10 protein-coding genes are annotated in these 13,329 nt (G+C 49.7%); 7 read left to right on the top strand and 3 right to left on the bottom strand.

Features of this window, described 5'->3' with window-relative positions; genetic code table 11:
* The first annotated feature begins 40 nt into the window (after positions 1-40).
* The 7 genes from ACFQ2O_RS14620 to ACFQ2O_RS14590 all read left to right on the top strand — a co-directional run bounded on the left by ACFQ2O_RS14620 (position 41) and on the right by ACFQ2O_RS14590 (position 8,542).
* Positions 41-676 (top strand): LuxR C-terminal-related transcriptional regulator, encoded by a 636-nt coding sequence (locus tag ACFQ2O_RS14620; RefSeq protein WP_377528991.1) that lies wholly within the window; start codon positions 41-43, stop codon positions 674-676.
* A 621-nt stretch (positions 677-1,297) separates the two neighbouring features.
* On the top strand, positions 1,298-2,275 hold the full coding sequence (locus ACFQ2O_RS14615; RefSeq protein ID WP_377528987.1) for a heme/hemin ABC transporter substrate-binding protein: 978 nt from the start codon (positions 1,298-1,300) through the stop codon (positions 2,273-2,275).
* Entirely contained in the window at positions 2,275-3,345 is a 1,071-nt protein-coding gene (locus ACFQ2O_RS14610) for a FecCD family ABC transporter permease (RefSeq protein ID WP_377528982.1), read from the top strand. The genes ACFQ2O_RS14615 and ACFQ2O_RS14610 overlap by 1 nt, the downstream gene beginning before the upstream one ends.
* A 4-nt stretch (positions 3,346-3,349) precedes the next feature.
* Positions 3,350-4,189: a heme ABC transporter ATP-binding protein gene (locus ACFQ2O_RS14605; protein WP_377528977.1), complete on the top strand. Its 840-nt coding sequence runs from the start codon at positions 3,350-3,352 to the stop codon at positions 4,187-4,189.
* Positions 4,167-5,252: a hemin-degrading factor gene (locus tag ACFQ2O_RS14600; protein ID WP_377528974.1), complete on the top strand. Its 1,086-nt coding sequence runs from the start codon at positions 4,167-4,169 to the stop codon at positions 5,250-5,252. Before ACFQ2O_RS14605 ends, ACFQ2O_RS14600 begins: the two co-directional genes overlap by 23 nt.
* A gap of 308 nt (positions 5,253-5,560) precedes the next feature.
* On the top strand, positions 5,561-7,870 hold the full coding sequence (locus tag ACFQ2O_RS14595) for a TonB-dependent receptor (protein WP_377528970.1): 2,310 nt from the start codon (positions 5,561-5,563) through the stop codon (positions 7,868-7,870).
* A 51-nt stretch (positions 7,871-7,921) separates the two neighbouring features.
* A complete protein-coding gene (locus ACFQ2O_RS14590) occupies positions 7,922-8,542 on the top strand; it encodes an HmuY family protein (RefSeq protein WP_377528966.1) in 621 nt (206 codons plus the stop codon).
* A 1,265-nt stretch (positions 8,543-9,807) separates the two neighbouring features.
* Here the strand turns inward: ACFQ2O_RS14590 and ACFQ2O_RS14585 are convergent.
* The 3 genes from ACFQ2O_RS14585 to ACFQ2O_RS14575 all read right to left on the bottom strand — a co-directional run bounded on the left by ACFQ2O_RS14585 (position 9,808) and on the right by ACFQ2O_RS14575 (position 13,267).
* Positions 9,808-10,326 (bottom strand): ankyrin repeat domain-containing protein, encoded by a 519-nt coding sequence (locus ACFQ2O_RS14585; protein ID WP_377528961.1) that lies wholly within the window; start codon positions 10,324-10,326, stop codon positions 9,808-9,810.
* Positions 10,327-10,353: 27 nt separating this feature from the next.
* A complete protein-coding gene (hemA, locus tag ACFQ2O_RS14580; protein WP_377528958.1) occupies positions 10,354-11,592 on the bottom strand; it encodes a glutamyl-tRNA reductase in 1,239 nt (412 codons plus the stop codon).
* Positions 11,593-11,773: 181 nt separating this feature from the next.
* Positions 11,774-13,267, bottom strand: a complete 1,494-nt coding sequence (locus ACFQ2O_RS14575) for a catalase (protein WP_449301392.1) — start codon at positions 13,265-13,267, stop codon at positions 11,774-11,776.
* Between the last annotated feature and the right edge of the window lie 62 nt (positions 13,268-13,329).

Below are 13,329 nucleotides of genomic sequence, written 5' to 3'. Positions count from 1 at the left end.
GTAAAGAACCTAATCATACCTTTAAATCTTAAACTTACCTATGTCCTCCACCAAAGTGCTAGTAGCCGATGCAAATCTCCTCATCAGGAAGGGGATAATTGCGCTACTGCAGCAGCAGGAAGGGCTGGAGGTAATTGCGGAAGCCGAAAGCGAAGAAGAGCTGTTGCAACTAGTACAGACGCAGCAACCAGACGTCGTGTTGCTGGACTGTAACCAGCCCGGTTTGCTGGAGCTAGCTAAAATTGCCACGCTAAAGAGCCTGGGAGGCAAAACCAACCTACTCATCATCACCGACGATTGCGGCAAAGACACCGTCATGGAGGCCCTGAAAGCAGGTGCTACAGGTTATGTGCTGAAAGTATGCGGGGAGCAGGAAATTGTAAATGCAGTTAGAGCAACGGCGCGAGGCGAGCGCTTTATGTGCAGCCAGGTGCTGGAATCAGTGTTTGCGGAGCCGAACAAGCCACAGGTAGAGCATCCGCTAACTGCCCGTGAAATAGAAATTATCCAGCTCATAGCCGAAGGCAAATCCACCATGGAAATCGCTGAAAAACTTTTCCTGAGCCACCACACCATCAACTCCCACCGCAAAAACATCCTCCGCAAGCTAGGCATCAAGTCCCCAGCCGAACTAGTCGTAAAAGCCCTGGACCTAGGCATTGTAAAACTACGGTAGGGCTTTGCCAAATTAGAAATTAAGAATTAGAAATGCTGTTTAAAGTATAAAAGTGCAGAAGCAAACAGCGTTTTATACATCTTGCCTCTTTACTAGAGCATTTGCTTGTGTTGCCGTCTAGGCAGAACATTTAATTCTTATTCCAAAGCTGCTTCTTGCTAACGGTGCCTGATCAGCTGTTATTCTTATACTCTCGCTTTATACTTGTAGTATCCCCACGTATTCTTGATTTTCCTTAATTGCTGATCGAAGTAAAAGCTTTCCCAGTTTTTCCAGGAGGTGCCTTGTATTGATGCGGTGCCCGAAGGGCAGCCTGCAGCGGAGCGATGGCAGCTTCAATACACAGCGCCGAGTGGGAAAACGAATCCTCGCGAACTTGGAGCGCAAGTAGCCAGCAACGCAGAAGGCCAGAACTAAAGCCGTGTATGAACAGAACCCACGCCAGCTTAGACCAAAACAAAAGCACTTCTCCCTACCATTAGCTATACCTCTCCCTACAAGTAACCCCCACCCTCGCTACTACTAACCACTACAGTTTGGCTACTCTCAGCGATTGACAGCGGCAGTGCCAACCGATACCTTTGCTATTGTTAGAATGATTCAAAATAACAGCAGAGCCAGATGAAAAAGATCCGTACAAAATACAACTATGATAACCACTGCCAAGCCTTTGTAAAGCGGTGGTTAGGCATCAGCTGCAGCGCAGCACTAAGTATAGCCATCTTTGCCTGCACACCCGGCACGCAGGAGCAAGCCGTTGCCGCCGATACACAAACGGTGACAGTGCCCGATACCAAGTCAAATATAAAAATAGCCACGCTGGGCGGCACCATTACAGAAATCGTTTGCGCTCTGGACTACTGCGATAACATCGTCGCCACCGACCGCACCAGTACCTACCCAGCGCACATGCAACAGTTGCCTTCGCTGGGCTACCGCAACAACGTGAAAGCCGAAGGAGTGATTTCTACGGGGGCTGACTTAGTATTAGCTGAAGCAGATTACCTGCCGGAAGCGGTAACAGAACAGCTAAACAGCACAGGCATTACGCAGCACTACTTCCAGAACAAACTTTCCAAAGAAAGCACGCAGGCCATGATCAGCGACATCGGAAAACTGTTGGGCAAAGAGGAAAAGGCGCAGGAGCTGGTAGTAGAAATAGAGAATGATTTTAACCAGCTTAACGCGATGCTCGCACATGTACAGGCAAGGCCGAAAGTGCTGTTTGTGTATGCCCGTGGGCAAGGCACTCTAAGTATAGGCGGCAAAGGCACCTTTGCTGAAACGATGATTAACATGGCTGGTGGTCAACTGGCCGTGCCGCAGATAGAGGACTTCAAGCCACTTACTGCCGAGGCAGTGGTAGCGGCGAACCCAGACTATGTGTTGCTTTTTGACTCCGGCCTGCAAAGTATAGGCGGTGAAGAAGGGCTGCTGGCGGTACCGGGTATCAAAGAAACTAACGCTGGTAAGAACAGGAAAATCATTGCCATGGATGGGCATTACCTGTCGGGATTCGGGCCGCGCGTTGGCAAAGCCGCTTTAGAACTGGCACAAAAGCTACATCCTACCTTGCAGCCAACAGTCGCTGCTAAATAATGCTGGTTAGCATACATAGCAGGGGTGCCGATAGCCGCACCTGGTTTATACTTGCTGGCCTGAGCCTGCTTTTGCTGGCAGTGCTGCTGGTGTCGCTGTGGGTTGGTGCGGTGGCTATTTCGGGTGCTGAGGCCTTACGCATACTCTGGCACCAGCTAGGCGGAGCCGCAGAGGGTTTTACGCTGCAGCAGGAGCGGGTGCTGCTATACATTCGCCTGCCACGGCTGGTGTTGGCGATGGTAGTAGGAGCAGCGCTGGCGGTTGCAGGGGCAAGTTTGCAGGGGCTTTTCCGCAACCCATTAGTAGAGCCCAGTTTGATCGGGGTATCCAGTGGTTCGGCTTTGTTTGCAGTAGTTGCCATTGTGTTTGGGTCTGCGCTGTCAGGTTTCTGGGCAGTACTTGCTGGACCATACTTGCTACCTGTCTGCGCTTTTACGGGCGGCCTTATCGCTACGCTAACTGCCTATAGCCTTGGCCACCGAAGCGGCAAAATAGATATCACGGTGCTTATACTTTCCGGTATAGCCATCAATGCCCTGGCGGGTGCGCTTATCGGGCTGGTTATTTGTTATGCAGATGATACAGCCCTACGCAGCTTCACTTTCTGGAGTATGGGTGATCTGGGCGGAGCTTCCTGGCAAGGTATAAGCCTGGCGCTGCCCATGATGCTGCTGCCGACTCTTGGCCTGACCTTACTGGGTAGCAAGTTAAATGCACTATCGCTGGGGGAGGCGGAAGCTTACCACCTGGGCGTGAACGTGGAACAGGTAAAGTATCTGATCATCCTGCTTAGCTCGATGGCGGTGGGGGCTGCTGTGTCGCTTACAGGTACGATAGGCTTTATTGGCCTGGTGGTGCCGCATATTCTGCGTATGGCTTTTGGCCCAGACCACCACGTGGTGCTGCCGGGTTCTATGCTGGCAGGTGCTATTGTGCTGCTGCTCGCCGACCTTTTTGCCAGGACTGTAGCTGCTCCTTCCGAGATTCCGATTGGGATTGTAACGGCCCTGCTGGGGGCACCTGTCTTTATTTGGCTGCTGCTGTCGGCTAAAAAGAAACATATTATCTAAGCGCATGATCATTGCACAGGATATAAGCTGCCGCAGAGGCCATAAGCAGGTGTTGGAGCAGGTTAATCTGAAGCTGTTGCCGGGCATGTTTCTGGCGGTGCTGGGGCCAAACGGAGCAGGAAAATCCACGCTGCTAAAAGTGCTGACAAAGGAAGTAGCCTACAGCGGAAGTATAAAACTGAACGGCAAGAACCTTTCTGCCTATACAGCCCAGGAACTGGCAAAGGTAAGGGCGGTGCTGCCGCAGAGTGTGCATGTAAACTTTCCTTTTAAAGCGAGGGAGATTGTGCAGTTAGGGCGCTTGCCTTATCGCGAAACCCTGAAACAAACAGCCAGAAAGGCAGAAGAAGTGATGGAGGCGACGGGCATCCTGCACTTGGCCGACAGAAGCTACAGCAGCCTTTCAGGCGGAGAGCAGCAGCGGGTGCAGCTGGCACGCGTCATCACCCAAATAAAGGATAACACAGACCAGCCACGCTTCCTGCTGCTCGATGAGCCAACCTCTAACCTGGACTTGGCGCAGCAGCACAGCATGCTTCACATTGCCCGGCAACTGTGCGGCAAAAACGTAGGGGTGCTGGCTATACTGCACGACATGAACCTGGCGGCACAGTACGCCGATGAACTGCTCTTTTTGAAAAATGGAAAAACGGTGGCGCAGGGTAGTACGGTGGAGTTGATGCAGGAAGACGTGCTGGAGCGTACGTTTTCGCACCCTGTGCAGGTGGTCAGCCACGGTAGCTGTGGCAGGCCTTACATTATGGCGCTGCCATATCATCAAACTAAAACAGAATTTCAAAAACTCATAACCATAGAAACACATGGAGAACGTCATAGCGCATAAAACAGAAAACGGAGTTGCCCTGGCACAGGCCTGGGCCGGACTAGAGGCTGCCAAACCCGGCATTCGCATTCGGGAGGCTGCCAAAGAATTAGGTTCCAGCGAAGCCGCACTAGTAGCCACCACAGTGGGTAAAAATGCCATCCGCCTGAACAACGACTGGAAAGGATTAGTCTCGCGCTTGCCAGAACTGGGGCATGTGATGTCGCTGACTCGTAACGACAGCTGTATTTTAGAGCACAAAGGAGCTTTTGAGAAAATTAGCATAGGCGGAAGTGGAGCAGGTGTAGGCACGGTAATCGGCCCTATAGAGTCGCGGATGTTCTTTTATGCCTGGCACGTGGCTTTTGCCGTGGAGCAGGAGAAAAGCGGCCGCAGGTTGGTAAGCCTGCAGGTTTTTGATAAGGCAGGCGATGCCATCATGAAAGTATACATGCAGGAAGGGAAAAGTGACTATGATGCTTTTAGGCGCTTGGTAGAGGACTTTACGTCAGAAGACCAAAGCCAGGAGCAGTTTACGGAACCTTACGCTGTTAAAACTTATGCCGCAGAACCAGATGCAGAAGAGTTGCTTTATGACTGGGCAGACCTGCAGGATACCCACGATTTCCATAGTATGCTTACAAAGCACCAGGTGCACCGCCACCATGCCATGGAGTTGGCGCATGGTCCGTTTACTTATCCGGTAGATGCCATCAGTACTAAGCTTATACTTGAAAGTGCCTCGAAGACAAAACTGCCAATCATGATATTTGTGGGCAACCGCGGCAACATCCAGATTCACCAGGACAAGGTGCGCACTATTCGCGTGCTGGAGCGAGGGCACAATGGGGTAGAAACCTGGTTAAATGTGCTCGACCCTGCCTTTAACATGCACTTGCGCCAGGACACAGTCGGCTCTGCGTGGGTGGTAAAAAAGCCAACCCGCGACGGATTAGTTACTTCGGTAGAAGTATACGACCACAACAAAGACCTAGTAGTAAGCTTCTTCGGGCTTCGCAAACCTGGCCAGCGTGAGCTGGAAGAGTGGCGCACACTGGTAAGTTCTTTACCTACGCTGTCTTAGATAACCTATTAGTGGTAAGGGGTTTTATTCTGGATTGAATATTTAAAACCTGATGTCATGCTGTAAAGAATCTTGGTTGCAGTAGAGGGCTCCTACCCCCGGAGGTTAAGCTTTTACTAATGCGGGGGTAGGAGACTTCTTTCCACAAGATTCTTTCAGAATGACAAAAACCAAGATGACCAGATCTCCTTACAAACTCCTATAGTGGACATTCCTATCACTTTACGCAAGCTAGAAACCTGCGTGAGTGTCAGCCTTTACTTGTCCTCCCAGCAAAGCTCCTTTCTCAAAACTCACAACTTAAAATAATGCGTGTCTCTATACTTCTGGTGATGTGTTACCTGCTGGGTAGCATGGCTGTGGCTGCGCAGCAATATGGTACGGTAGCAGGAGAGGTGCTTGGTGCAGCGGGCAGACCTGTAGCTTATGCTTCAGTGGCTTTGGCGGGTAAGTCAGGTGCTACGGCAGATGCAGCGGGTAGCTTTAAGCTTTCTGGCCTTGCAGCAGGTACATATACGTTGCAGGTATCGGCAGTGGGTTATAAGCCGTTGAAGCAGGAAATAACGATTCGTCCCGGCGAGGAAACCTACCTGAAACTGCAGCTGGAAGAGCAGGTGTCGGAACTGGGGCAGGTGGTGGTATCGGCTACGCGGATGGAGCAAAGTGCAGAGCTGGTGCCTATTCCTGTGGATGTGATTACAAAAGAGCAGATTTCGCAGATAGGAGTTGTGCGCCTGAACGAGGTTTTAAGCGAGCAGACAGGCTTGCAGCTAATCTCTAACCACGGCACAGGCTTGCAGATACAGGGCTTGGGCTCAGATTATGTACTTGTCCTGGTTGACGGTGAGCCTGTAGTGGGCAGAACAAGCGGCGTGCTCGACCTGACACGCCTGGCCGTAGGCAACATTGAGCGTGTGGAGGTGATTAAAGGGCCTGCTTCGTCGCTTTATGGGAGTGAGGCCATGGCTGGTGTGGTAAACATCATCACGAAAAAAGATACAACGCCCTTTGCCGCTACCGTGCGTGGTCGCTACAGTACTTTCCAGACCCTGAATACAAGCGCCGACCTTAACTGGCAATCTTCTAAAGCAGGTTTATACTTGTTTGCTGACAGGCTGCGCTCTGATGGGTACGACCTGAGCCCTGAGACGGTAGGCAAAACCTCGCCTCCTTTCACTTCTTATACTTTAAACCCGAAGGTATACTACAACTTCAGCAACAGGCTGAGCGCGCATCTTTCTTTCAGATGGTATACGGAAGAGCAGCAAAACGACTACGCCATAACAGAGGGTGCACAGGAGCAGGTGCTGCTGGATAAATCGCAGCGTGAGGATTGGAGCCTGATGCCAACTTTGGAGTATAGCTTCGGGAACAAGCACAAGCTGACGCTTAAAAATTATAGCACCAGCTATAAAACCGACTCCCGCATCGCCTATACCAATGACGGGGCATTGTATGATGCAAGTTACTTTAATCAGTTCTTTAATCGCTCCGAAGCACAACTCGACCTGCTGCTTTCAGACAAGCACATCAGCACCCTAGGGGCAGGCTATACATTGGAAGAAGTGGAGGCTACGCGCTACGATTACCTGAACCGCATGACGGCCAGTTATATCTTCGGGCAGCACCAGTGGCGGCCAACCGATAAGCTAAACGTAGTGGCAGGCGCACGCTTCGACCAGCACAGCCAGTATGCCTCCCGGTTCAGCCCGAAGCTATCCGCTAAGTATGAGGTGCTGCCCTGGCTGTGGGTGCAAGGCTCATTTGGTGGTGGCTACAAGGCTCCTGATTTCAGGCAGTTGCTGCTGAACTTTACCAACGCCGTGGCTGGCTATAGCGTGTTTGGCTCCAGTGTGGTACAGCGCGAAATGCAGCGGCTACAGGAGCAGGGGCAAGTTGCAGTAGTTTACATTGACCCTGCCACTATCTCTGAAATCAAGGCGGAGAACTCGATGGCCTATAATGCTGGCTTCACTATTAAAGCGAATCAGCTGTTAAGCCTGCGCACCAACTTCTTCCGCAACAACATAAACGATTTGATCGAGACTGCTCCTGTGGCGCGCAAAACAAATGAGCAGAACGTGTACGGCTACTTTAATGTAGCCAAAGTTTATACCCAAGGCGCAGAGGTGCAGCTCGACTTGGAGCCATTGCCACAGCTTTCGTTTAGCTTGGGCTACCAGTGTTTAGATGCCAAAGATGCCGCCGTTCGTGACAAAATTGAGAACGGTGAGGTGTTTAAGCGCGACCCGGCTACGCAGGAAGTAAAGCGCGTGAAGCTGTCGGACTACGGAGGCTTATTTAACCGCTCACGCCACTCCGGCAATGTCAAACTGTTTTATACTAACCAGCAATATGGCTTTAACAGCGCCATCCGAGGTATTTACCGTGGCAGGTTCGGCTTCGGCGACCTGAACGGCAATCAGATTTTGGACATTGACCAGGAGTATGCGCCGACCTATTTTACCTGGAATGTATCGGCTGGTAAACAGCTGCTGAAGTACTTACAACTGGAGGCTGGGGTGAACAATCTCTTTGACACTACCAGCACCTACGAGCCCTCCCTGGCTGGCCGGACTTTTTACACGGGCATCACTTTTAAGATCAATGCCAACTAACCAGATTTTAATTTTTAATCATATACACCTACATCCAAAAATCATCATAACATGAAAAAGTATTATTCTCTATGGGCCGTTCTTTTTGCCCTTGCTACACTTACCTCCTGCGACAAAGACAATGAAAATGAGGTGATGCCAGAACCGGTTGTTGAAGTAAAAACTGTAGCAGACCTGCAAGCAGATGCTGCTGACACCTATACCTATTACAGCCTGGAAGATAACAAGCAAGTAGCTGCAGCCGATGCTAAAACTGCTAACTGGGATATCGCTTTCAAAGGCACATCTATACTTGTAAATGGCGGCACCAGCGGCCCCGGTAAAGGTGGAGCGCAGGTAGTAGACGGTATTTTTGCTGAAAAGAAAGAAGCCCCTGAAACTGGTTATGTGACAGATGCCGAAGGCAAGCCTGCCATTGCCGCTTCCTCGGATGCCAGTTGGTACCACTACACTGCCATGGATGCTCCGCAACACGCCATACTACCCATAGCAGGCAAAGTGATTATGCTGAAAACGGCAAAAGGGAACTATGCCAAGCTAGAGATACAAAGCTATTACAAAGGCAACCCCGACACCACTACGCCTGCCTTTGCCAGTATGGCCACACGGCCAGCATCCAAACATTACACTTTCCGGTACGCCCTACAGCCAAGCGGAAGCAACAAGTTCTAGCATTTGTTAATTTTTAGTGTTTTTAACTGAAAGGCAGCGCAACCAGCCATAGTTGCAGCTGCCTTTTTGCTTTACAGGAAACAGCTGGCTATAGCCTCGGCTATACCTGTAAGGGCAGTTTGTTAAGTATAGCTTCGGCTAAAGCTGCAGGTAGAAACGGCACAGCAGCAACACCTGTAACAAAGTGAACGGATTGTACTTCCTGTGCAAGTTTATATTTCGAAGTATCACTAGCAGTAGCTATTGTTTTGGCTAGTTTCGGCGATTGACGGGCAAGTTGTAAGAACCTACCTTTGCAATGTACTCTATGATGAATGAGTTTGATGAAGCAGAAAACAACAGCTCCAGGCAAAGAAACAACAGCGCTTGATGATGTTTGTAAAACATGGCTCGCTTTGCTGTTTTTTAGCCGTTTGTTGTCTGAACTCTACAAAACTAGTTTAGAATAGATCATTTCTTTATTGTTAGTGTTAGAATGGTGACTCCGCCTGCCTTGTTAGTGTTTATGTCTAAGGTAGGTTTAAGCGCAGCTGCAGCTCCCGCCAAGAGTTAGCGGCTGCGTTTTTTTTGTGGGAGGTTGATAAAAGTTTCTTTACTAAAACTTAACCCGAAACTTTAATCAAATTGAGAAGTCTGTAACTGCCATCCCATAAGTATAAACTAAAAAGTTAAAGCTACTCCAGTTAACCCACCCCAGCCCCTCCCGAGAGGGGAATTAGTTCAAGCTCCGTTAGTAGTGGCTATTTAAACTGTTCTCAGTCCTTGGGTTGAGCGCCTTGCAAGTGATGCGGTGCCGCGCGAGCGGTAGCCGCTAGGAAGGAAAGCTACACAGTGCGATGCGGTTATCGAGGGCCCCTACCCCCAAGACGAGCCCTCGCGAGCTTGAGCGCTCCAAAGTATAAGGTGAAACATTAGGTATTTGGGAGCTGGAGGATCAACGGAAGCAAGAAAGAATAGCTTGTTTCAAACCACAGCTAGCAGATGCTATGGAAGTACGGCCGTAGCAAGTATAAGCAAGCCTATGCAAGTATAAACTGCATCAAGTATAGCAGGAACTGTAGCAAGTGTGGCTTTGCAAGCCAGTTGAGTTACAAACTTAACATTATAGTAGGATACAAGTCTGAAGACTAGCGCCAGAAGAGCCTGCGGAACTGGTAGACAAGTGGAATTTATACTTCTACAATAGCCACTTATCATATTAACGCAAACGAGCCTCAGAGATAGCTTCTCTGAGGCTCGTTTATACTTAGAAATATCTTTCTCTACTACTGCAGCAGCGCTATTCCTTCCTGGTTCTGCTGTTGCTTCGCTAAATCCAGGGCGGTAAGTCCGCGCTGATCTTTCAGATTTTTGTCAGCTCCTTTGCTTAGCAGAACCTTTGCCACATCATTACGACCAAACATAGCGGCCATCATCAGGGCGGTGCCGCCATTGGCATTCTGTAGGTTTGGGTTAGCACCTTTGCTCAGGAGCAGTTCAGCTAGGGCAGGATTACCTTTAAAGGCAGTTCCCATCAAAGCGGTGTTGCCTGTAGCATCCTGGTGGTTTAGGTCTGCACCAGCTTCTATCAAAAGCTTTGCAGCTTCTGCCTGCCCGTTGTATACAGCAATGATAAGTGGTGTAAAGCCTTTTGAGTCCTGCGCGTTTACGTCGGCTTTGTTTTTAAGCAGTTGCTTGATAGTAGCCACATCGCCGGTTCTGGCTGCTGCCGTAAGGTCTGGTGCCTGGGCAAAAACAAGGGCAGGTAGCAACAGGAAAAGGAAGTTAAGGAATAGTGATTTCATGTGTAAAGTATAAACTGTTTGTAAAATTTAAGCTATCTGAAATAATTGGTTTAATGACTGGAGCAGCACCTCGCGCGATGTCCCATCTGCTGCTCTGAGGGCACCTGCCGGGCGACGAATAAGCCTGTCGAGGGTGGCTTTCGCCAGTTTAGAGGCTGCATCGCCTTCTTGTAAATTCGAGTGTTTCTGTAGTTCGCTTTCGAGCACGGTGGCAAAAAATGCTTTCAGTTCGCTGATGCTATGGTAAAGCGGTAGGTCCTGCAGCCAGTGGGCAAAGCCTGCTGTTTCCTCTTCCACAATGTGGCGAACATCGCTTATGGATGCTTCGCGTGCTTTTTTCACCGCCTCTGTTCTGCTCGTAATCTGATCCATGTTAATCAGTGTAATGCGTGGCATTTGGGCAGCGGCAGGGTTTATACTTAATGGTACCGATAGATCAACCAGTACACGTTTGTTTTCTTGCTGTAGTGCACCAAGTTGTGCAGCTGTAATTTGTTCTCCGGCACTCACGCAGGATATGATGACATCATAAGTGGCAAGAGCATCAAAGCGCTCAGCAAAAGGGATAGCTTGTAAGCCTAGTTTGGCAGCAAGTGTAAGCGCTTTTTCGTCAGTACGATTCGTGAGCACTACATCTCTAAAACCAAAGGAGGTGGCGTATTTTGCTACATCCGTTCCCATCTGGCCTGTGCCGATAATGAGCATGCGCTTACCGGAGAACTCCTTGCGCGGAATAAAATCACTTATTCTTTCCAAGGCTGCGTAGCCTACAGAAGAAGCGCCGGACCTGAAGCTTGTTTCGTTATGCACCCGCTTATGCGTGCGGAATAGCGTCTGAAGTGCCTGGTGCAGCAGTGTACCACCCAGGTTTATGTCTTTTGTGAGTTGGTAGCTGTCTTTAAACTGCCCGATTATTTGCCGGTCGCCGAGTACCTGGGAGCGTAGCCCGAGCCCAACTTCCAGCAGGTAGTGGAGCGAGTCTTCGCTTCTTGTAAAGTGCTTGAACAAAGGCGCAAAGGCATTTTTATTTTCAATGCCTTTAAATTGCAGTAACTCATCCTGTATCACATCAGCAGGCGTGCCAGCTGATTCAAAGTATACTTCTGTTCGGTTGCAGGTGGTTACCACCATCACCGCCTCTGCCAGCTTCTGTTCTTTCAGGTGCACCATAAAGTCAGCAGCTTCTTCTTTGCTTAGCTGCAGGGCCTGCCGCCATTCTAAAGATGCCGTTTCGTGAGAAAGTGATATTGCCTGTAAGGTGGTCATGGTAAATAGAGTGGTTGATGATGGACTGCCGGAGATTGTTCTGGGAAGCAGGTAATATGAGCACTTTAGAAAACCCATCCCTAAGCTCTCTGCGCGGAAGTGCTTCCATTGGCAGAAACCTCCTTTCAGAGCAGCCAGGGACGGGTTTTTATAGTGTTTTAAATTAACTAAGCAGGAAAGCTTATTTAGATGCTATCAAAGCTACTACATCGTTTTTGTTCAGCTTCAGGGCTTTGATCAGGCGGTTGCCGTAATCGGCATCGGCCTGATAGAAGTAGCTCACCATTTTGTTTACCACATCCTTGTTCTTCACCTGGCCTAAGTCTCCAGCCAGGTTGCTGATCAGGTGCTCTTTTTCAGTTTTAGATAGAGAGCGGTACAGTTCGCCAGCTTGCTTAAAGTTGTTTTGCTTGCTGATAACGCGCTGCATCGTTTCCGCATCGATTTTGCGGGTGGAGTAGTTATATTGGCTATCATCCACAAAAGTTGGCTGCGTCATGCTCGGCTGATAGTTGACATCAGACTTGGTAGCACGGTTGCTGGATACACCATTCTGGTTGAAGTTATTAACCTCTGCAAGCGGCGCGTTTACAGGGATGCGCTGGAAGTTGCCACCCAGGCGGTAACGCTGCGTATCCATGTAAGAAAACACACGGCCCTGCAACAGCTTGTCTTCAGACGGCTCAATGCCTGGCACCAAAGTAGCCGGGGCAAAAGCAGCCTGCTCTACTGTTTCAAAGAAGTTATCCGGCACTCTGTTCAGCGTCATTTTACCGATAGCCATACTTGGGGCTACAGACTCAGGCCAGATCTTGGTTGGGTCCAGCGGGTTAAAGTCAAACTTGTCCAGGTCTTCTGGCTTTAGCAGCTGTACAGAAAGCTCCCAAGAAGGAAAGTTGCCTTTATTGATGTTCTCGTACAGGTCTGCTGTGGCGTGCGAGTGATTTTTAGCCTGCATCTGCGCAGCTTCCTCAGCAGAGAAGCTCTTCACGCCTTGCAGTGAGGTCCACTTATACTTCACATAGGTTACTTCGCCCTGCGCATTTACCCACTTAAAAGCGTGTACCCCAAAACCATCTATCTGGCGCAGGTTAGCTGGCGTACCCAAGTCCTGGTACAGGTAGGTAAACATGTTGGTAGCCTCTGGCACATTTGAGAAAAAGTCGAACACACGGTTCTGGTCTTGCCTGTTATACACCGGAGACGGTTTGAAGGCGTGCACCATGTCTGGGAACTTGATCGCATCGCGGATAAAGAATACCGGCATGTTGTTACCTACTAAATCGTAGTTGCCCTGGTCAGTGTAGAATTTCACGGCAAAGCCACGTGGGTCACGCAGAGTTTCCGGTGATCCCTGCTCATGTACTACCGTGGAGATACGGGTAAATACAGGTGTTTTTTTGCCTTTGCTGTTAAACAGGGATGCTTTGGTATACTTCGAGAAGTCACCGTAGCTTTCGAACTCCCCGTGGGCGCCTACACCGCGTGCATGTACCACGCGCTCCGGGATGCGTTCGCGGTCAAAAGTGGCCAATTTTTCGATTAGGTGAACGTCTTCCAGCAAGACAGGTCCGTTTTCGCCGGCTGTCTTAGAGCTTTGGTTGTTTCCTACAGGAGCACCGGTGTTTGTGGTAAGCGTCTTCTGCTGTGCAAAAGTTAGCTGCCCACACACCATCAGGCTTAGCAGGAGTAGAGTTTTTCTTAGCATATAAGTATATATTGATTTGTTTACAGCAC

Source organism: Pontibacter rugosus (genome assembly GCF_042678745.1).
Lineage (GTDB): Bacteria > Bacteroidota > Bacteroidia > Cytophagales > Hymenobacteraceae > Pontibacter > Pontibacter rugosus.
Note: the sequence above shows the minus strand (reverse complement) of the source record. Positions and strands in the feature narration are given on the sequence as shown.

What these genes read in the sequence shown, in the direction of transcription:
- hemA (WP_377528958.1), bottom strand. Translation starts at nt 11,592, where the DNA reads ATGACCACCTTACAGGCAATATCACTTTCTCACGAAACGGCATCTTTA.
- ACFQ2O_RS14595 (WP_377528970.1), top strand. Translation starts at nt 5,561, where the DNA reads ATGCGTGTCTCTATACTTCTGGTGATGTGTTACCTGCTGGGTAGCATG.
- ACFQ2O_RS14605 (WP_377528977.1), top strand. Translation starts at nt 3,350, where the DNA reads ATGATCATTGCACAGGATATAAGCTGCCGCAGAGGCCATAAGCAGGTG.
- ACFQ2O_RS14600 (WP_377528974.1), top strand. Translation starts at nt 4,167, where the DNA reads ATGGAGAACGTCATAGCGCATAAAACAGAAAACGGAGTTGCCCTGGCA.
- ACFQ2O_RS14620 (WP_377528991.1), top strand. Translation starts at nt 41, where the DNA reads ATGTCCTCCACCAAAGTGCTAGTAGCCGATGCAAATCTCCTCATCAGG.
- ACFQ2O_RS14615 (WP_377528987.1), top strand. Translation starts at nt 1,298, where the DNA reads ATGAAAAAGATCCGTACAAAATACAACTATGATAACCACTGCCAAGCC.
- ACFQ2O_RS14585 (WP_377528961.1), bottom strand. Translation starts at nt 10,326, where the DNA reads ATGAAATCACTATTCCTTAACTTCCTTTTCCTGTTGCTACCTGCCCTT.
- ACFQ2O_RS14575 (WP_449301392.1), bottom strand. Translation starts at nt 13,267, where the DNA reads ATGGTGTGTGGGCAGCTAACTTTTGCACAGCAGAAGACGCTTACCACA.
- ACFQ2O_RS14610 (WP_377528982.1), top strand. Translation starts at nt 2,275, where the DNA reads ATGCTGGTTAGCATACATAGCAGGGGTGCCGATAGCCGCACCTGGTTT.
- ACFQ2O_RS14590 (WP_377528966.1), top strand. Translation starts at nt 7,922, where the DNA reads ATGAAAAAGTATTATTCTCTATGGGCCGTTCTTTTTGCCCTTGCTACA.